We start from the raw sequence: 19468 nt of genomic DNA, 5'->3' as shown, positions 1-19468 counted from the left end.
TCAGTGCAACACCCGCTGCCCGCCACAGCAAACCGAAAAACCACGCCCGCTACCACACGGACAAGGCCCATCCTCGCGCCACGCCGAGGCTTCCTCCCCACGCGCGATCGCCCCCATCGCATGTCTGACCTCATGCTCGGTGATCCGCTCGGCAATTTCCTCCAAGGTACGGGTGAGTGCCTCGGTGAGCGCCTCGCACTGCGCCGGGCTCAGCGGCCTGTCCGGAACGGTGCGGCAAAACGTTCGATCAACCTCGAGTGCGGGCTCCTGGGCGAGGGCCGCCAGCTGGTGAATCGGCCACAGCAGGGACGCCATATCTTGCAGGTCGCACAAGGACGACCACCGGTCCCAAGCATGCGCCATACCGCGCAAGAACCCCGCACACCACACGCAGCCATCCGCACGCTCCTCACCCCGGTGCGGATAAACCCGCACCATCGGCGAAAAGAGATAGTCGGGGTCATCGAGCTCGATATCGATGCTGGTCAGCATCTTGCTGACCAGTTCGCCCACGCGCCGGGCCTGGGGGACATGGTCGAGATCCAGTGGCGAACCTGGCATGGGGCTGAGAATCCACGGCAGCAGCGGCTCCGCTCGCGTGTCGCCTCCGCTCATGACCAGCGCCGACAGAAAGCCGTGTAAGCCATCGACCGGGAGCGATGCGCTCCCCCCCTCGACGGACGAAAGCAAGGCCTCCAGTTCTTCCAGCTCGGTTTCCGTCATCGTGTGAGGCTATCGATCGCGTGGTCACGCGTGGATTCTACTGCCGAGCGGCTCGTCAGCACGCCGATGTTAGGCGATGCCTCATTTGTAGGCACATGCTGCACTGCCGGGATCCGCAAGCCTCGGAACGATTTATCCACAGCTCCACCCACACCCCTGTCCCCATTGGCTGGGGACAAGGTTCGTGCGAGCCGTTCCGAACACCTTTCAAAATGATAACGCGGCTGTTTCGCAAGTAGAGCGGCGCCACAGCATACCGTTTGCAGAATCCGTAGCGTCTTGGAGTACCGTTAATGCGGTGGGTCACCGCAGCTGAACACGTCCGCGACGTTCACTCGCCTCGGCGTTTCTCACTCCGTTGCGAATGTAGTAGCTTAAGCACTCAGCCAGCGGCGTCGCTGTTCGGTGCCACGCCTTGAGATATCCGATTGCAATGGAGCTTTCCCCAGGCGCTGTTTCCACAACCTGGGCGTTGAACTGCGCGACGTCGGCGGCCAGGTGTTGGCCAAGGCGCACAGCAGTACCTCGACGAGATCGTCGTACGGATCGATTTCATGCCGCCGACAGGTCGCAACAAGTGTGGACTACGCCGACATGCTGGCAGCCCTTCAGAAGGGTTGGGGAACCGCTGTCGCGTCGCTGGCAGCCGGCCGCCTGCAACTGAGCGAAACGGCTGAACCCGTTCGTCGGGTCCTTACCATGGGAACGCGATGAAAATGTTTGATGTGGTTGCCTCGCTGCAGGATCTTCCTCAGCAGCAGGTGGTGAAAGGTCAGGTCGGAACGGTAGTCGAGGAACTAGACAATGACCATGTTCTCGTCGAGTTCGCTGACGTGAACGGAGTCGCATATGCCATCGCTACCATTCCCATGGGCCAACTGATGAAGCTCAAACACGCCCCCGCTTGACAGGCTGCGTAAGCGTGAATCTTCGGCCCGCGCCCCTTACAGAGTGGCGTTCCGGCCCGCATCTTGGCCCTCAAGGCTCCCTCTGTGAAGAACGTGCCAGCGCTCTATAGGGCCCCTCGAACAACCTGCCTTCCAATGCCTCAAGCCGCACCCCGTCTAACATCCAAGCTCGCGATAGCGAATTCTCAGCTTTAGCAGGGAGCCTTGAACAGACTGGAGCTGTGATCCTGAGGAGGTGCTTTCGCGCTGCTCCAGCGTTGCGAGGTCGCCGTCCAAATCGAAGCATTCCTGCCGCTCGGTAGGTTCAAGTTTGAGCCGTCGCCCAAAGAGCTGCATCTTCTTTGCGTCCATACCCGTCAGCGGCTGCAACGCCTCCGCCATGATTTCACGGTGCCGCTCGACTCGAACGTCATTGCCGATCCGTTCTCTTCCGGAAAGCTTGCTTACCCCCCGTGTGGGTTCGATCTGGATCCTCCGCGCTCCTAGGCACGGGGAGTCCGAGTAGGTCACCTTGCCCTCCACCTCACATCGAAAGACCGTTCGCGAAGGCTGCGGCAGACTTTGGGCCCATGCATCCATGCCCGGCGCGGCCATCAACAACAATCCGATCGCGACAAGTGCAAAACCTCTCTCTATGCGGCAGATTGTTTCGCGTACGACACTTCTCGACAGCATATGGTCGTTTCTCAAGCAGCCTCCGTACAAATGAAGGTTCGCAGGTTGATGAACAACATTCCGACGCAATGGTCTAGATTCTGGACCACTGGCTCTACTGCGGTCCGGGTCATTCGAGGAAAGCGATGCTTCACGGACGCCACGGAACACAGTCACTCCACCCCCAACGCCTTGAACACCGCATCCACCGGATCCGAGTAAAAGCTCGTCTGGAACTTCGCGAACAGTTCCCCAGGCACCGACGGAATATCCGTCACGCTCGACATCGGCAGCAGGATCCGCTTTGCGCCGGCATCGAAGGCCACCTGCAGGCTCTCGGCCAGGTTGCGCACCTGGACGACCGTTCCGCCGAGGCTCATGTCGCCCATCACCACCATCTGGCTCTGAACCGGCTTGGCGAGCGCACCCGAGCACAGGGCGATGAACCCGGCCAGGGTCAGCGCCTTCGGCGTGCCGGTGTGCTGCAGCTCCACCAAGTGCAGGTGAAAATCGTGCTCGCCCGGCTTGATCGATGCGCTCACCCGGCCCGAGTTGGCCTTGAAGTAATCGAAGGCGACCTTGACCGCCTCGCGCGGCGCAAGGCCCGAGGCCGAGACCTTGCCGCCGCCGGCGATGGTCTGGATCTCGATGCGATAAGCGCCCGGCATCTCGGTGTCGCCCAGGCTGATGGTGTGCAGGGTACCCGGGTTGAGCCGGCCTTCCGCGATCAGCGCCCCGCCGGATTGTTCGGGCACCGTAACGAAGCGCTCCTCGCCCGCCTCCAGGTCGATGTAGCTGAAGTGGACGTCGTAGAACTCCATGCCACCGATTTTCTTGAGCTGCTCCTTCACCCGGCGACGGCTCTCGAGCGCGTACTCCAGGCAGCGGCGCACGATCTCCTTGTCGTACTCGCCGTGCGGGCAGATCAGCTTGAGCAGGCCGGAGACGGTTCGGCGCACGGCGATGGTGTCGCGCTGGTTGAGGTTGTTGCCGAGCTTGAACCACTTGTCGATCGCGTCGGCGAAGTTGCGCTTGCGCATCTCGCGCAGGTACTCGGCCAGATAGTCGACGATCAGGCCGTACTGGTTGGTGAAGAACTCCGGGCGCATCTTCGGGATCTCCCAGCCCGGCACATAGGCATGGAACCGGTCGAAGAAGGCCGAGTCGATCATGGCCTCGGGAAACGGGGCGAGCAGATGGCTGGTCTTCACCAGGGATTCGACGGTCTGGTTGATGTTGCCCACGAAGACCATCGAGGCATTGGCGTTGATCGCCTCCCTGCCCCGGCTGAAGGAGCCGGACGCCATGTAGTCCTTCATGATCTGCACGCCGTCGTGGTCCTTGAAGTTGATGCCAGCCACCTCATCGAAGGCGACCGTATCCCAAAGGCCCACCAGGCCCACCTTGCGCGCGCTCATGTTGTAGAAGAGGTTGGCCACCGTCGTCTGCCCACCTGACACCAGAATGCTGTTAGGGCTGATTTCCTTGTAGATGTGGCTCTTGCCCGTGCCGCGCGGACCCAGCTCGCAGAAGTTGTAGTTGTTCTCGACCAGCGGAATCATCCGCGCGAGCAGATGCCACTTCACCCGCTCCTTGAAGCAGCTCGGCTCCATGCCGGTCGAGCGGATCAGCGCGTCGATCCATTCGTCCTCGGTGAAGGCCCGCCGCCCCTCGAACAGGCCCGCCATGTCCATGTTGGGCATCTGGATCGGCTTGAGATCGGTCACCGTGAAGGGTGAGCCGCGCTGGTTCTCCTCGAACAGGTAGTTCAGGGTGACGATGCACCAGATGCCGCCCACGAGCAGTTTTTCGAACTGGCGAACGAAGGCGTCCGACACCTCAGCGTTCTTCACCCCAAGGTTCGAGAGCAGCGCCGCGTAGACATCGCGCTTCTCGTTGAGCTTCACGGTCACCTTGTCGATGACCTTGTAGCTGCCGCTCTCGCGGATCTTCGACTTGATCTTCTCGGCCTCGTCCGGGCGCACGTAGTTCTCGGCCAGGATGCGCTTGACCATCGTCATCCCGTTCTGGATCGTCGCCTCGTCGTCCGACGCGCAGTACATCCCGAGCAGGTACTCAAGCACATAAACGGGAACGTTTGCCCCCTCCTTGATCAGCTTGGTCAGGTCCTTGCGGACCACCTTGCCGGCGAAGTGCGTGTTGAGCAGCCCATCAAGTCGGGCGGTATCTACGGGTTCGGTCATATGTGTTTCAGAAGTCATTCGTGAAGGCGAGATCAACACGCAGCGGCACGCGCAACACCTCGACCTTGGTCGTGACATCTCGCGCGGTCAGCCAGTAATCGCGCGTCTTGTCGTAGGTGCCGGCGAGCACGGTCAGGAACACCGATTTCTTGCGCTCGTCGAGCAGCTGCGAGGCGCTATCGAAGGTGAGCGTCTGCTCGTTACTGATCGGCCGTTCGCCATCGCTTAGCGCGATCACCACCGTACGCGGCAGCACTTTGTCGGAGACAGCCTCGGTCTGGATGAACTCGAAGCGCTGGGTGTTGGTGACGACTTTGTTCGACGCGCCGAGCAGGCTGAACTCCACGTAGCGCGCCTTCTCCTTGTCGGACTCGCTCTCGCGCACCGTGATCACCGGCACCAAGATCTCCTGCGGCATCGCACTGCCGTGCACGAAGCGCGCCCCACCGGCAAAGTGGAAGCGGCTCGCACCCTTCGGCACCCAGAAGTCCAGGCTGGCCTCCGGATCCGTGCCCGCCGTCAGCGCAGTGTTGCCACACCATGCCTTGGGTGACGTGCCGATGCCGCGCCCGAGCAGGTAGCGCTTCTTCGCCTTCAAGGTGCCCTCGGGCTGTGTTTCAAGCGCCGACTTGTCCGCCGCCAGCAGCGGCGCCTCCTGGTAGATAAAGCCGTGGTCTGCAGTGACCAGCACCGTCGAGCCATTCAAGCTGTTGATGATGAAGCTCACCAGCTGCGAAAGCTGAGCCAGTGCCTCGTCCACAGCGCGGAACGTCATCCCCTCTGTGGCCTGCTTGTCGCCCAGGGCATCGATGTGGTCGTGATACACGTAGATCACCCGCCGATCGCGCACCAGCGCCCTACCCTTGTCCTTCCCCAAGGCCAGCAGCTCGTCGGCCTTGATCGCCAAGCCCTCATACTTCGCCAAGTGCGCGTTGCGCTGCTCCAGCGTCGACACTGGCTGCCCATCGGCCAGCACATCGAGATTGCTGTTGGCCTTGTAGGCCAGACTGTGATGCGGCAGCAGCGCCGCCATCCCCAGCGTGGTGTAGCTCGGCAGCACACCCAGCTGCGAAGACAGCCCCGCCTTGAACCGGCTCTTGCTGTTGAGCTGCTGCACCAGTTCCTCGGCGGCCTCGTAACGGAAGGCATCCGAGATCACCACGAACACCCGCTTCGCACCGGCCGCCAGCAGGGGCGCTACCTGGATGTCGAAGAAGCGATGCTGGTTCGGCATCCCGGCGGCCGTCCATTGACTCAGCAAGCCGCCCTCGCCCTCGATCACTCTCGCCCAGGCGGTACCAAACTGCGGCAGGAACCACCCCGTGTAGGTTTCCTCGATTCGAACGCGCAGTTCATGCAGCACCGCCCAGCCCATCGGCTCGACCTTCTCCGCCGCCTCATGGAAATGCCGATACAGCTGGTCGAAGCGGAACAGCTCTGCCTGATAGGCCATCAGCGCCGCCTCGGCGTTGGCAAAGCTGAAACCCGCATCGAAGCGCGCCTTCAGCTCGAAGAAAGCCGCCCCAGCCTCCATCGCGTCGTAGCACGCCGCCAGCGCCCGGCTCTCACTCGAGCTCTGCGCCATCAGCCGGCTCGCCCAGTGACCATCTCGCCGACGGGCGATCAGCGCCTGCATGGCCTCATCGCTCGCCCCTGCGCCGGCCAGCACACGATCCTTCAAGTCCTTCAGGATCCGTCGCTCGACGACCGCAAAGGTCATGGTCTCTGCCAAGGCCTCGCCGGGCAACACGCTCAGCACCCCATCCAGGCCGATCTCGCCGGCCACCGCGTCCGACAGCAGGTTGTAGCTCTCATAGGCGGCCATATCAGTCCGCCACCGCGCTGCAAACACCGACGCGTTGGCCGCCAGCGTGCGATCCGGCAACACAAAATGCCGCAGCGACTCCGGCGCCGCGCCAGAGAGCGAGCGGCAGAAATCCGTCACCAGGATTCGGTACAGCAGATCCCGCAGGGTAAAGGCCGGTGCCACGCCATCCGCGCCATACCCCAGCGTCTGCAGTGCAAGCGCCCAGAAGGCCGAGTCCAGCTCATTGGCGACGATGTCCTGCCACGCACGCGGCTCGGCCGCCAAATCTGCCTCGCCCTCATGCACCATCGAACTCAACAGGCGAAGAAGAATGGTCTGGAAATCCGCCTGCTCCGAGCGCACCAGCACCGCCAGCATCTTGCGGTCCAGCGCCTCGGCGTCATCACTCGGCGTCACCAGCCGGCGCAGCTTTTCCACGCGATCCTTGGCCCGCAGGAACTTGCTGCGCGCCTTCAGATGCGGACGCAGGGCCTGGCTCGTCAGGCCCAGATCGTCCAGCAGCATGGAGTTCGAGTCCGCACGGAACGCCCTTCCGCGCAGGCGTAGATCGAGGAGCCAGTCCTTCGCCGGATCGGGTTCGGCTGCAGGCCGGTAGAACAGCCAGCGCGTGCCCGGCGAGCGCTCGACGTCGAGCTTTACCTGCAGTGACGGCGTGCGGTCGAGCCGTAGCACCTGCACCCCTTCCAGGCTCAGGCCATCGACCCAGGCAGCGAACTCGCCTTCCGGGTCGTCCCAGAACAGCAGCTGATGGGCTACGAACTGCGCCTCGAGGGCGTCGATGATGCGTTGGTGACTCACGGAAACTCCAAGCCCGTGGAGACGGACAATTCAGTAAAGACCAGGTGATCCATCGCTGCTCCGGCCAAGATGTGCAGTCGAACTTGCGACACTCGCACAGCGCAGGAACACGTTCCCTAAGGCGCGTGATCGCCGCAAACAATGATGGCGAGGCGACCCCCGACATTTCAGCGATTCAACCATCACACGCCATCTCAAGCGCCCTTTCCCCTGATCCGCCATGCAGCAAGCCCAAACAGCACCAACAGCAGCACGGGCCCAAGGATGAGCCACATCACCACGCCCCCTGGCGCTACACCCGCTTGAACCTGTCGCTCACGGAAATCACTCACAAGGCCTTCAAGTCTGACGCGATCCCCTCTGTAGTCCGCAAAGAGCTTCGTGAACACCTGAATCTGCTCGGCATCCTTGCGAGAGGGGTTTGTCCCCTGCAGATCGGTCAGCGCGGACTCAGCCCCCTCCAGCAACACGTCGTAATCGGACAGCGTCTGCTCCAGCACGTCGGCCGAGCGGGCATCGTTCTGGATGAGTACACTGTTGCTCGTCGCGAGGGCACCGATCTTCTGTTGTGCAAGCTTCAACCGGACGAAGTAACGGCCAGTCAGCCCGATCAGATTCGTAGTCCGGTGCTTCTCGAGCAACGGGTCATTCACCACGGCCCTGATGACTGCAAGCGCCTCCGGGCCGACCGAGCCGTCGTCCATTCGCAAGGAAAGTCGATCAACATAGATCGCCACCAACAGGGGGATGAGCTTGTTCTTTGGCTCGTCGACAAGCGCGGTGCGCAAACCGTCCGCGTATGCGTCTCGCCAGCGCAGTCGTTCGTCGTACAACCGAGTTGTCGCATGGATGAAGGTTGGCAAGGTGCTCGATAAGCCCAACCCCTCGCTGGTCTCGATCGCACGTTCGGCATGGTCATGTGCAGACTGGTAGTCGTTGACGATGAACAGCAGCAGCGACAACAGGCTGTGCAATCTCGCCTGCTCATGCCGCTCGAACTCACCACCCTCGGCAGCAGTTTCCAGCTCACTGATGGCCTTACGGATCAGTTCGACGTCCCCAGGCGCCACAAGCGGCTTTTTCTTATCCACATTGTCGAGTGCGTTCAACGCCTCGATCCGCTTCTCAAGTCCCCCCGTAGTCCTGGGCAATGGCAGGGTCGTAAGACCTTTGCTCCGTTCAACCAGCTCGTGATACTCGTACTTCGCGTACAGGGCACCGAACGAATAGTCGAAAGCCAGTTCGGTCGAGAACGTCAGCGCAGCGGTCAGCAGCGCAGCCCCCCCAACCATGCCAAAGCCACCCGAGGCAATCGAGCCCCCACCCAGTAGGGCCAGACCAGCCTTGGTTGCAGCTGCTCCCGACAAACCCATCGTTCCCCCAACCCACGTTCCTATGGCTGCAACAGCAGGGCTAGCCGCGCCTCCAGAGAAGAAGATGGCGGCACCCGCAGCGATCGCAATCAGGCTGATCAGCAACCAATTCACCATGCCTGATGGCTCGTAGAACGCCGCAAACGTCGCGACCTCATCGCCTGCCAAACCGAGCTGTGGTGTTACCAGCATCCCTAACAGAACAACGCCCCTCATCGCAGCTCTCCCAGAAGCTTGATCTGCTCGACGCTCTCCTCCGCGCTGCCGAAGATCAGCTCCACTTCCCGCTTCTTCGCCTCGTGCTGCAGCAGCTTCAGGTAGCGCATATCCTCAGGGCGGTTGCTCATGCTGAAAACCGGCACCACCCTCTTTCCATGCACCTTGCGGTAAGCCACCAGAGAATCGAGGTCGGCACGGTAGCGATCGAGCGGCATCAATGTGGTGGGCGCGTAGTTCTTCGCTTCGATCGCGAACGTCGTTCGTCCATGCTCAAGCAGCACGTCGATATCGGTCGGCGCCCGCTTCAGGCCATCGTCGAATTTCTCGCCGATCCCGAGCACCTTCATACCGCGACCGGCTGCACCGTCCGCCAAGCGCAGTTCGTACAAATGGCCTGCCGTCCCCACCTCGCTGTTGCCGACGACTTTCCGCAACGTCGTGCGGAAGCCCGGCACGCCCGTCAGACGGGAAAACATGCCCTCAGCCTCGGTTCGAGCGATCCGCCCCTGATGCACTGCGATGCGCAGGAAGGCGTCCTCGAGCACCTCGTTGGGTAGATTGAGCCGCCCCAACTCCTCACCCACCCAGGCGGTACCTTTCGCTTCGGAGGCAAGGCGCGCAAGCCGAACGATCTCGTCATTCGGCAGCACCTCGGGTGCCTTCGAAATCTTCGCGATGATGGGCGCTAGCTTTCCGGTCGAGCCCCAAAACGCCCTCCCCTCATCCGGAAACGCTCCGAAAAACACCAGCGCGATCGCGATGAGCAGCAGGACCCGGCGGATCAAGGGCTGGCCGGCAGAACAATCGGCTTTCATGCTCATTTCCGCCACTCGCCATGCCTCGTCACGGCCTCCGCCATCACCCCTACTTGCCTGCACCCAGCGCCTTCCCGGCAACGAACTTCAAGATACGTCCAAGGAACGGCACTGGCAGCTTGTTACCGAGTTCCTGCAACAGGTCTGGAATATGAGCAACGGCAGCATCTCGCAGGGTTTTGGGTACCCCCATGCGCTTCATCAACTCGTAGGCTGATTCGTTTACGTTCTTGCGGTATTTCTCAGGAAGGCCAGCAATCTCCACGAACTCGTTCCAGATGCGCGCTAGCGCATCGGTGAAGGAACTCCCGGTCTCGCCCCCATAAATTTTCTCAGGCTCGAGGAGTGCATTGCGGACGACGGAAGCGATCAAAGCCTCGCGAGATTGCTCACGCAACGGCACATAGTGAGACTCGAGCGGCCCACCCGAGGCAAAACAGCAGGGAATCAGCTCGCGATAGCGGTAACTTGCGAACGCCGAACGATTGCGCTCGACCCATGCACCCATCGGGTGCTCGTTTTCACACCCGGCGACGGCAAGGATCACCGGGATCCGCCCCTGGGTCATCTTCTTCACGAAGAACGCGTAGTCGTCCTCATGCTCCTTGGTGATGCGTGTCGCGCGAGTCACATGAATCAGGAGGCTGAAGCCGTCCCGGGCTTTCTCGAGCAATTCAACGAGTTCGAGGATTGCCTTGTCGGCTGGAACGGTGCCCTCGGTGCTCTCATGGAGGCCCACCGTATCGATCAGTTCGATCCGCTGGCCCTGCGCCTCAAAGGGTGCATATGAATGCGATCTGCTCGTCACCCCACGCGCGTCGCTATCGGTAGGTCGTGTCCGGCCAGTCAGCACGTTGCACAAGCTGGTCTTGCCGGAGCCCGTTGCGCCAAACACCAGTACGCGAATCCTGTTCATGTCGTCTCTCTCGTCAACCAAATAACCCACCTAGCGCGAACAACAAGAGGAGCAACGCAATGAAGCCAAGCCCACTCAGGATCACCTTCAGCGTCAGCGTCGCACCGTCTCTGATGCCGCTACGGATGGTGGCGAACAAGAAAATCATCCCGATCAGGACTACGAAAAAAAGAATCAATCTCATCGTACGCATCCTGCATCAAGGGCTGTCGAGCCAGCGACCTTCGATACTGAACTCATGTTCTCACTCCTCTCCCGTGCCACCTGTGACTGCCTTCACCTCCGCCAGCAGATCCCCGAACTTGCCGTAGTTCACCTTCACCCCGTCATCCAGATCAAGGCTGATGCGCATGTCGGCGCAGTGGCGGAGCTTTTCGTCGTAGGCCAGCAGTTCGACGTGTTTCTTGCGCAGCTTCTCGATCTGCTTGTTGAGCTTGTTGCGGGCGGCGGTGCTGGGGGCGGCAGCGGCGTCTTTTTCCAGCATGTCGATGCGGGTCTGCATTTTGCCGGTAAGCGGAACGACGTATTCGGCGCGCAGGCGGGCGAGCGTGCCTTCGTGGTAGCGGTGCAGGTAGACCAGCGCCTGGAAGGCGCCCTGTTTGCCGCTGGAGAACAGCCAGTAGATGGGGCGCTTCTTGTAAGTTTGCAGGTGGTCCTTGAAGAATTTGTCGGCCAAGTAGCGGCGGATGGTTTCGTCCGCCGTCTCGCCGGCCTTGGTGCCCAGGCTCTCGGCGAGCCAGGCCATGTTTTCGTCGAGCGTGTCGGCGCCCCACACGGCGCGAAGGAACTCGCGCACGCGGTTGGCGGCGTCGTCCTCGAACCAGAATTCGTCGGTGATCGGCACGATGCCGTCGGCGTCGGCCGGGAAGGTCTTGTAGCGGGTCGAGTCGAAGCCGACGTTGCCGGCGTGGGCGTAGATCAGGCCGGGTTCGTCGAGGCTGTAGCGGCCCATCATGCAGCCGATGGCGTAGGAGATCAGATGACGCGCATTGAACTCACTCCCGCCTGTGCCATTATCAATGGTGCCATGCTCTGAAAATCCGAATCCTTTGGAAAGAAGTTCTTCCATCCGAATCTCGTTTTCCGTGATGCGGCTTCTCCATGCTTTAAACGTAGAACTCAGGGCCTTTGGAGAAAGAAGATCTTGTTCCTTATTGATAGCGAAGGTCGGCGACACTTCCTCAAATCTGCTAATTTTTGACGAGATTTGAACGCACTCCCGCGAAAGCTCATCGAGCTCATTGATGTCATGATTTTGAAGAATATCTGGAATAGCAAGCAGACTTTCAATCTTGATACGCGGCGAAGGAGAATATGCTTTTAGAAAGCGAAATACCGAAGGAGTGTTGAGAAGAGCCAGATAACCGAATAAATTAGAGGACGAAAATGCCATTGAGCCGGTGCTATCGAACAGACTTCCCGGAGGAACATAGCGAAAAGCGAGCCCTCCATTACTAAATGACGACCACGTTATACCTTCTCTGAACGAGTACACCCCATTGTAGTTATGGGATCGAATCCGTTTTGTATTCGGATCAACATTTCCCTTCACTCCAGCCCCGTCATCCTGCCAGTCCACTACCCACTGGTTGTTCCCGAACCATTTGACAGCTTCCCCACCCTTCTGGTACGGGTACCATCGCCGAGGGGAGTTCTTGGCATCAGCCTCGGAAAGGGCGCTTCGGTTGATCTGTTCCGTATTAATTTCCCACCAATAACGAAGGAATCTCCCGTTGTCGGCAGTTGTCATGCCTTCGCGAGCTTCAACCTTTTCAGAGATGGGAGGATTCTGATCAAACAGAGCCATTTGATGAGGCTCAAGTGAATACGCCAAGGCCAAACCTGGAGAAGACTGAAAATGATTTATGCTTCGAACAGTCGCAATTGATTCTGATAAATCAATCTCACCTTCATCAGAGAGCTGTGAAGCATCGACCTGAATATACTTAGCAGCAAACGCTTTAATGGGAGACCTCTGGAATACCGCAGAACACGTTCCAAAGGCAATACCCATCACACCATTACCCAAATGCAGAAGACTGGATATAACATTCCTCTGCAAAAAATCGCGCCGAAATGATTCATAATTAGACAAAAACATCCAACCTTGCATCGTTACAAACGCGATAAAACCGGTAGGGGTGGATACCTGCTCACCCTGTCGAATGAAGCAGCTGAACAGATCGCCTTTTTCCATCGGATAGCGACGTTCTACAAATGCTTTGAGCACAGGGTCCATGAAGCCGCTACCCATGTACGGCGGATTCGCCACCACCGCATCGAATTTCCGCCCCAGCACTCTTGCCTGCTCCACCAGAGCCATCAAATCCTGCGCCGCCATCTGCGCATACAGATCCCCGGTCTCTTTCGCCTTCCCCAAGGCCTCCGCCAGCGCCGGCAGTTGCGCATTCAGCACGTCCGGAATCTGGATCAGCGAGCCGAAGGTCTTCGCGTGTTCGAAGGTGTCGAGCAGCGCCTTGACGGTGGCGCGCTGCACGCCGAAGGGCGCGAGGTGGGTGGCAAGTTCGTCCAGGTCCAGCCCCTTGCTCTCTTGCAGGCTCAGCACGTTGAGCCGGGGCGGGTCGTTGAACAGGCGGCGGTCGTCGGCGCGGGCCTTCATCAGCAGGGCAAAGCCGGCGAGCTGGGCGGCGCGGTCGTCGATGTCGAGGCCGTAGAGGTTTTTCTCCAGAATCAGGCGCGGGATGTCGCGCAGGCGGTAGCCGCGTTCGAGGTAGATGCCTTTGAGCAGCGCGTACGCTTCGACCAGAATGTGGCCGGAGCCGCAGGCGGGGTCGAGCACGGTGATGGATTCGGGGTTGAGGCTGCCGCCGTCCTCGGCCATGCGAGTCTGGATGAGGACGTCGAGCTGGGCGTTGACCTCGGGGGTCTGCTCGGCGGGCTCGATGTAGTACGGCCATTCGCTCTTGAGCGTGCTGGCCGGGTTGGCCATCAGCCACAGGCGGCCGACGCTGTTCTGCACCAGGTATTGCACGATCCAGTTGGGGGTGAAGAGCTGGGTGGCGGCGGGGATGTCCTCGCTCTTGACCACCTTGCCGATGACCTGGTCCTTCTTCTCGCTGATGTAGAACTGGTAGAGCCAGCCGATGATCTCAACCTCGGCCCAATCTTCTTCCGGGATCTCGGCGACCAGCTTGGCGATGACCGAGTCGGTACGCAGCAGGTTGTCGGGCAGCAGCAGCTCGGTTTCGTCGTCGATACGCTCGAAGAGGAAGGGCATGGCGGTGGAGAGCGCGTTGCACTGGGCGACCAGCAAGAGGCGGTAGAGCTCGCCGTCCTTGTTGCCGGCGAGCTTGAGTTCGGCGATGTGGGCGGTGTCCAGACCGGGCAGTTCGCGGCTGGCGGCGAGATCCGCCGCGTGGGCAAGGATGTCCGGCAGGCCGCCGGCGGTGGCGCTGGAGAGCACACGGTGGCCGTGGCCGAGGTAGTCGTGCAGCTCCATGTAGCGCAGCGCAGCAAAGCGGTTGAACCAGGTGTAGGCCACCGCCTCCATCGTGTAGCCAAACCCGTCGCGCTGGATGCGGCGCACCAGGCGCTCGCGCTGCTGGGCGACGCGGGCCGGCCATTCACGCCCGGCGATCAGCACCACATCCCCCCGGCGCTCAGCCGGCAGCGCTTCGAACTTGCCGGCGGATTCAGAGAGGCCAAGCAGGTTGGCGCGCTGGGTGACGGCGGCGATGAAGTCCTTGCGGGCCTGGGGGGCGTAGGTTTTGAGTTTGGCTTTGTTCATGGCTCAGAGACGGTCGATGTGTTCGGCGATGCGCGCCAGGATGGCGGCGAACGGCACCTGGCCGGCGTAGTACAGGCCGGCGGTTTCCTCGTACTTGCGCTGGTAGCGCTCGCGCACGGTGGGGTCGCTCAGGGTGAAGGCGGGGTTGCGGGCGATGTTCAGTTCGTCCCCGCCCCGGAAACGTTGCCGCTTGCGCGCCTCGTAGTCCGGCGTGCCGATGAAGGCCAGCACCTCGGGGTGTGCGAGCAGGCAATACAGGTCGTAGTAGTGACGCAGGAAGTTCTTCGGAAACGGGGCGGCCGGATCAGCCGCCTGCTGCAGGCGGAACTTGGTGGAGACCGTCTGCAGCTTTTCGACGAAGGTGTAGGCCGGGCTGTAGCACGGCACGTCCACGGCCCGGTTGTCGATCACCTGCACCGGGCTGGCCAGCGCGGCGTCGAGCGCCCAGGCGCTGATCAGGCAGGGGGTGTTGGGCGCGGTGTCGTCGAAGCCGACCTCGAGCAGGATGCCTTCCTTGATGCCGGGGAGGTAGTCGGTGCGCACCGGGTAATGCAGGCGGATGCCGGCGCCCCGGTATTTGGGGTCGTCGTATTCGGTGTCGCGCTCGACCGACTCGAAGCCGGCCAGCGCACGGATGCGGGTCTGCGCCGCCAGCCAGTCGAAATACTGCCGGCGCGTTTCGATGTGTGCGGGCTTGTCCTGGTTCTTGCCGGCCTTCACCTGCTGTTCGGCAGGCGGCTCGATGCGCAGGTCGATGTCTTCGGAGAAGCGCTGGATGATGCCGAAGCCCTTGGAGAGCGAGGTGCCGCCCTTGAGCTGAAACTGCCAGCCCTGCTGCTGCAGGACCCACAGGCCGTGCATGAGCCAGTAGTCCTTCTCGATGAGGTAGGTGGCGATGCCGGTTTGCTGCGCGAGCTGGCGCAGCAGATCCACGAAGTTGGGGTGATCGTGCAGGAAGCCCGGGGCGGGCGTTGCCGCGTCAGGCCTGGGCATCGTGCTCGCTCATCCATGGGCGAAACAGGCGGCGCGTGCGGGCCGAGCCGTAGTCACGCAGCGCCTGCTCCAGGCGTGCGGAATCGAAGGTGTCGAGCTTGCGATGCACGGCATCGAGCAGCGTTTCCGGGTCTTCGGCGAGCTGTTCGAGGTTGTTGAGCATGTCGACCAGCAGGTATTCGCGGCTGACCTGATCGCGCGCGGGAAAGCGGGGCTTGTCGCGGAAATCGAACTCGAAGCCGGCGAGCGTGAAGAGCCCGTGGCGCTTGTGGTTGTACACCACGTTGCGCCGATAGAGCTGGGTGGTGCCCAGGCCGAGGCTGTTGTAGACGCTGGGGTTGAAGAGCAGGAAATGGTCGTCGTCGAGGAAGCTGCGGACCAGCTCCTCCTCGCTGGGCGGCGCTTCGCCAAAGGGGGTGTGCCGAGGCACGTAGTACAGCCCCTGCGCCACCCGGCGCACCAGCCCGGCCTTGAGCGCCCTGCCCAGCTCGCGGTCGACACTGGGCAGAGAGGCGGCCAGATCCTTGCGGCGGAAGACCTTGCCGGCATGCAGCCGGGCACCCTGCCCCAGGCGGGAGAGGTCGGCAGAAACGGTGGCGGGCATTGTCAGAATCCTCGTTGACGTTTCATGCAGTATGCCATGGTCGATGAATCGACTTATTGCAGCCGAGCACGCCCGCCGCTTTGGATGACGGCGAGCAATTCGGCCTTGAGCTTGGCGAGGTAGGCGTCGATGTCCGCTTCGGTTTCCAGGTAGGTCTTGGGGCTGAAATCGGCCGCGCGGACCGCCTTGGTCGGCTTGGGCGCAACGACCGGACCGCTTGTCTTGGTGGCAGCGGTCGTGCTGCCCTTTTCGGCGGCCGTGATCGGGGCCGCCTTGGGCGTGGCGGACTCGATCATGGTCATCGCCGCATCCAGCGCATCGCCTGCCCGCTCCTGGCTGTAGAAGATCATCGGGATGCTGGTGAGGCCAACGACCTTGGTCTTGAGCTCCTGCAGCTTGAGCAGCGCGCGGTTGCGCAGGCCGTCCGAGGCTTGTGCGGCGTCGAGCGCCTTTTCCACTTCGGCGATCTTGGCGTCGATGGAGAGCAACGCGTGCTCGCGCTTGCTCTGGGCGAGGGCCTCGTTAACCGCGTCGACCGTGGTGATCAGCGGCTCAATCTGGCTGACGGCACCCCAGGGGTTCGGGTTGTCGCGGATGCCTTCGAGGTTCGACAGCGCCACGGCGGCCTTGACGTCCTTGTCGAGGGCTTCGCGGTTGGGCTCGAAGCGCTCCAGAGCCTCGAGTAGCCGGCGCCAGGTGGGGGTCTGGGTCTTGTAGAAGCTGATGACGTCGTGGATGTCGTCGGACAGGTCCAGCCAGTCGTCCTTGGCCTTGACGAAGGCGTCGATGAATTCGTAGCTGTCGGCCACCCCGAGCTGCTTGCCGATGGCGGCGATCGCGCTGTCGATGACGGCCTTGCCGGGGTGATGCGGCGTGGCGGCGACGTGGGCGTAGCCCTTGAGGTCGGCCTGCAGCGCGGCCAGGCGCTCGCGGGTGGCGGCGACCAGGCCGTCCTCGGCCTCGGGCGGCATCTCGGCAAAGAGGTCGCGGTGCAGCTCGCGCGCGCGCTTGATGCTGGCGGCGTCGGCCACCTTGCGCTTGAGGATCGACACGTGCTTGAAGCGCGCCGACTTGGTGAGCGGCTCGATGGCGGCCTTGGGTTCGAGGTCGGCGCTGTCCATCATCAGCTTGATCTCGCCGGCCATGAAGAGGCGCGCGACCAGCAGGACAACCTCCCAGTCGGGCTTCCAGCCCCAGGGGATGCCGGTGAAGCGGTTGACCACCTCGTCCAGGATCACCCGGGTGTTGCTGGCCTTGAGCTGGAGAAACTCGCGCAGTTCGACGAGCGCGAGCGGGTTGCCCTCCTCGCCCCCGAGCGCGAGCTTGCGTTGGGCGGTGTCGTCGGCGAGCAGGACGGCCTTGATCTCAGCGATCGGGTCGGCGTTGCGGTGCTTGAGGTAGCCGAGCTTGGTATAGGTGTTGGTGATGAGGTAGTTGCCCAGCTCGTCGAGCAGGCTACCGGGGTTGGACGCCTTGAGTTCGACGCGCTGGCCGAGGGCGTAGAAGTCGCCCTGCAGCATCATGGTGGCGAGTTGTTCGCGCAGGCGAGCGCGGCGCTCGCGGTTTTCGTCCTTGCGGTTGATGAGGATGTTGCGCAGCGAAGGCGTGGCGTTGCTGGCCTTGGGGCTGTCGATGTACTTCTCGATCTGGCGGTAGAGGGTGAGCTCGATGTCGAAGCGCTCGCCCTCTGCGAGGCGGATCAGCGCCCGGCCATTGCCCTCGCTGCTGCGCAGGACGGCGCGGGCATCGTTGAGCGCGTCCCAGTCGTCGCCCAGCGGCGAGACGACCTCGACGCTGAGCTCGTGGCTGGCGTTCTTGTACGGGGCGCCGTCGAGCAGGCGGTTGACGTCGTAATCGCCCTTGGTGTCGCGGTGGCGGATGCGGGTGCTGCCCTGCAGGATGTCGTCGAACAGCAGCTCGCACAGCAGGCGGGCCTTCTCGGCGGAAGACACTTCGACGTTGCCGATCTCGCGCGCGACGTCGCGCTCTTCGTTGGTGAGGAAGAACCACAGGTCGCCGTTGCGGCTGACCAGGCGCTGCTGCTCGAGCCGGCCGAGGCTCTCCTGGATCTGGCGTTTGAGCGCGAGCTTGTCGGTGTCGATGCGATCGACGCAGAGCGTGGCGAGGTTGTCGACGTTGGGTTTGACGATGTCGGCGATGTAGCGGATCAGGAACAGGGCCTTGAGCAGCAACACGTCGAAGGCTTCGAGCGCGCCGTTGTTGGGCGCCTCGTCGATGGAGCGCTTGGCGACGGTGTCGATGAAGCTCTCGATCGAGGGGTAGAAGTCGTACAGCGGGATGAGCAGGCCGACGTCCCGGTCCATGTTGCGAACGGTGGCGGACTGGAAGGCGTCGAGCAGCGAGCGCTCGCCGCGCGACAGGTGCTTGCCGGTGGCGCCGACCTTGCGGATGGACTCGAAGATCTTCTGCAGCAGGGTGAACTGGTAGGGGGCGTAGGGATAGACGCTGACGAACTCGGCGGCGTCCTTGTAGCCGCGCAGGTTCACCGAGTTGCCGACGAAGGCGAGCTGGTTGTTGATGATGTCGCCGGACTTCTCGAAGGTGTCGCGCAGCGCATCGTGCGCGCCCTCGCGCTTGGCGAGCAGGCGCTCGCCGATGACCTCGTCGGTGTTGGAGCTGGCGAGCGACAACCGGGTGTGGAAGCGTCCCTGGATCTTGGAGAAGTCCTGCGACTTGGCCTTGTTGGCCTCGCCGAGCGCGGCGTCGATGTCTTCCTGGCTGGTGACGATGACCCACGCCCTACCCTGCGTCGCGGTACCGAGCTGCTCGGTGATGGTCTGCAGGTTGAGCATCAGCTTGGTGTTGTCGCCGATGAACTGACCGACCTCGTCGACCAGGAAGATGATGCGGTGGCCGGCGGGCCGGGTCTCGAGGTAGGCGTTCACCAGCCTGGCGAAGGATTCGATATTGATGCGGTACTCGTCGCGCGAGCGGTCGAACCATTGGCCGGCGGATTCCTCGCTTTGCCCGAGCGCGACCGAGAGCGCATGCACGACGTCGTCGCGCAGGAAGTCGACCGCATCGCGCTCGGCCTCCCAGGTGGAGCCGTTGCTTTCGGCGAAGGCTGCACGGAAGGCGTCATACGCGCCCTTCTCCACCAGGTAGCGTTCCATGTGGGCGATGTGCGGGGCATCGGCGCTGAAGCCGAGCTTCTCGTTGAACACGCGCAGGAAGACCTGGAGGATGACGTCGCGCTCGTCCTTGCTGTCGGCCTTAGCGTCGATGTTGAAGAGCACCACATCGGCACTGCCGCGCACCGCGCGCTGGATGTCGGCGAGCAGCATCGAATCCTTGATCTTGTGCTCGTCGAAGAAGGCAGCGGCGCGTTTCTTCTCGCCGGTGGCGGGGTTGGTGGCGTCGAGGTTCTCGAGCAGGTAGGACAGGATCTTGATGAAGTGCGACTTGCCCGAACCGAAGAAGCCGGACACCCAGACGCCCATGCGCGCAGCGAGGACCGGGTCGTTCGGGTTGTCGGCCGCTGCCAGGTAGGCGTCGAAGAAGCGGCGGAAATACTCGGTGAGCTGCTTGGTGACGACGTACTCGTCGAGCTCCTGCCAGACGCTCTCGGCGTCCTTCTGGTCGGCCTTGATCACCCCGTTTATAGGGCGGTTGATGGGCTTGGTAAAAAGGTCGCCGATCTTCATTTCTTGTTGTCCGTGATCAA

Annotated in this window: 13 protein-coding genes; 1 reads left to right on the top strand and 12 read right to left on the bottom strand. The window is 62.1% G+C overall.

Annotated elements, in window-relative coordinates; all coding sequences use genetic code 11:
* Positions 1 to 723, bottom strand: coding sequence for a UPF0149 family protein (locus TMZ1T_RS01445; protein ID WP_012584360.1), 723 nt, complete (start codon positions 721 to 723; stop codon positions 1 to 3).
* Positions 724 to 1433: 710 nt separating this feature from the next.
* Between TMZ1T_RS01445 and TMZ1T_RS01440 the strand changes: the two genes are divergently transcribed.
* Entirely contained in the window at positions 1434 to 1631 is a 198-nt protein-coding gene (locus TMZ1T_RS01440) for a DUF4926 domain-containing protein (protein ID WP_012584359.1), read from the top strand.
* 156 nt (positions 1632 to 1787) lie between these two features.
* Here TMZ1T_RS01440 and TMZ1T_RS20965 read toward each other — a convergent pair whose 3' ends face one another.
* From TMZ1T_RS20965 to brxC, 11 genes are all read right to left on the bottom strand, one after another.
* The gene (locus TMZ1T_RS20965; protein WP_144312134.1) at positions 1788 to 2321 is read right to left on the bottom strand and encodes a DUF4124 domain-containing protein; all 534 of its coding nucleotides are present in this window, start codon (positions 2319 to 2321) and stop codon (positions 1788 to 1790) included.
* Positions 2322 to 2458: 137 nt separating this feature from the next.
* On the bottom strand, positions 2459 to 4489 hold the full coding sequence (brxL, locus tag TMZ1T_RS01430; RefSeq protein WP_012584357.1) for a protease Lon-related BREX system protein BrxL: 2031 nt from the start codon (positions 4487 to 4489) through the stop codon (positions 2459 to 2461).
* A 7-nt stretch (positions 4490 to 4496) separates the two neighbouring features.
* Entirely contained in the window at positions 4497 to 7115 is a 2619-nt protein-coding gene (gene pglZ, locus TMZ1T_RS01425) for a BREX-1 system phosphatase PglZ type A (protein ID WP_012584356.1), read from the bottom strand.
* Positions 7116 to 7309: 194 nt separating this feature from the next.
* Positions 7310 to 8704 carry a hypothetical protein gene (locus tag TMZ1T_RS01420; protein WP_012584355.1) on the bottom strand — a complete coding sequence of 465 codons (1395 nt, stop codon included), beginning with the start codon at positions 8702 to 8704 and terminating at the stop codon, positions 7310 to 7312.
* Positions 8701 to 9528, bottom strand: coding sequence for a hypothetical protein (locus TMZ1T_RS01415; protein ID WP_012584354.1), 828 nt, complete (start codon positions 9526 to 9528; stop codon positions 8701 to 8703). The genes TMZ1T_RS01420 and TMZ1T_RS01415 overlap by 4 nt, the downstream gene beginning before the upstream one ends.
* A gap of 43 nt (positions 9529 to 9571) precedes the next feature.
* Positions 9572 to 10438, bottom strand: coding sequence for a GTPase (locus TMZ1T_RS01410; RefSeq protein WP_012584353.1), 867 nt, complete (start codon positions 10436 to 10438; stop codon positions 9572 to 9574).
* A 13-nt stretch (positions 10439 to 10451) separates the two neighbouring features.
* Complete coding sequence (locus tag TMZ1T_RS21255; protein ID WP_012584352.1) at positions 10452 to 10622, bottom strand: hypothetical protein; 171 nt, start codon at positions 10620 to 10622, stop codon at positions 10452 to 10454.
* A gap of 60 nt (positions 10623 to 10682) precedes the next feature.
* Positions 10683 to 14186 (bottom strand): BREX-1 system adenine-specific DNA-methyltransferase PglX, encoded by a 3504-nt coding sequence (gene pglX, locus TMZ1T_RS01405; protein ID WP_012584351.1) that lies wholly within the window; start codon positions 14184 to 14186, stop codon positions 10683 to 10685.
* Positions 14187 to 14189: 3 nt separating this feature from the next.
* Positions 14190 to 15179, bottom strand: coding sequence for a nucleotidyl transferase AbiEii/AbiGii toxin family protein (locus TMZ1T_RS01400; RefSeq protein ID WP_012584350.1), 990 nt, complete (start codon positions 15177 to 15179; stop codon positions 14190 to 14192).
* Positions 15166 to 15783 carry a hypothetical protein gene (locus TMZ1T_RS01395; RefSeq protein ID WP_012584349.1) on the bottom strand — a complete coding sequence of 206 codons (618 nt, stop codon included), beginning with the start codon at positions 15781 to 15783 and terminating at the stop codon, positions 15166 to 15168. Before TMZ1T_RS01395 ends, TMZ1T_RS01400 begins: the two co-directional genes overlap by 14 nt.
* Positions 15784 to 15836: 53 nt before the next feature.
* Positions 15837 to 19448 carry a BREX system P-loop protein BrxC gene (brxC, locus tag TMZ1T_RS01390; protein WP_012584348.1) on the bottom strand — a complete coding sequence of 1204 codons (3612 nt, stop codon included), beginning with the start codon at positions 19446 to 19448 and terminating at the stop codon, positions 15837 to 15839.
* Positions 19449 to 19468: the final 20 nt, after the last annotated feature.

This window comes from Thauera aminoaromatica, from assembly GCF_000021765.1.
Lineage (GTDB): Bacteria > Pseudomonadota > Gammaproteobacteria > Burkholderiales > Rhodocyclaceae > Thauera > Thauera aminoaromatica.
This window is presented reverse-complemented; position numbering and strand designations above follow the sequence as displayed.

Coding starts and splice junctions, on each gene's coding strand:
- TMZ1T_RS01410 (WP_012584353.1), bottom strand. CDS start 10,438: ATGAACAGGATTCGCGTACTGGTGTTTGGCGCAACGGGCTCCGGCAAG.
- brxL (WP_012584357.1), bottom strand. CDS start 4,489: ATGACCGAACCCGTAGATACCGCCCGACTTGATGGGCTGCTCAACACG.
- TMZ1T_RS01420 (WP_012584355.1), bottom strand. CDS start 8,704: ATGAGGGGCGTTGTTCTGTTAGGGATGCTGGTAACACCACAGCTCGGT.
- pglX (WP_012584351.1), bottom strand. CDS start 14,186: ATGAACAAAGCCAAACTCAAAACCTACGCCCCCCAGGCCCGCAAGGAC.
- TMZ1T_RS01445 (WP_012584360.1), bottom strand. CDS start 723: ATGACGGAAACCGAGCTGGAAGAACTGGAGGCCTTGCTTTCGTCCGTC.
- TMZ1T_RS01440 (WP_012584359.1), top strand. CDS start 1,434: ATGAAAATGTTTGATGTGGTTGCCTCGCTGCAGGATCTTCCTCAGCAG.
- TMZ1T_RS21255 (WP_012584352.1), bottom strand. CDS start 10,622: ATGAGATTGATTCTTTTTTTCGTAGTCCTGATCGGGATGATTTTCTTG.
- TMZ1T_RS01400 (WP_012584350.1), bottom strand. CDS start 15,179: ATGCCCAGGCCTGACGCGGCAACGCCCGCCCCGGGCTTCCTGCACGAT.
- TMZ1T_RS01415 (WP_012584354.1), bottom strand. CDS start 9,528: ATGAGCATGAAAGCCGATTGTTCTGCCGGCCAGCCCTTGATCCGCCGG.
- TMZ1T_RS01395 (WP_012584349.1), bottom strand. CDS start 15,783: ATGCCCGCCACCGTTTCTGCCGACCTCTCCCGCCTGGGGCAGGGTGCC.
- brxC (WP_012584348.1), bottom strand. CDS start 19,448: ATGAAGATCGGCGACCTTTTTACCAAGCCCATCAACCGCCCTATAAAC.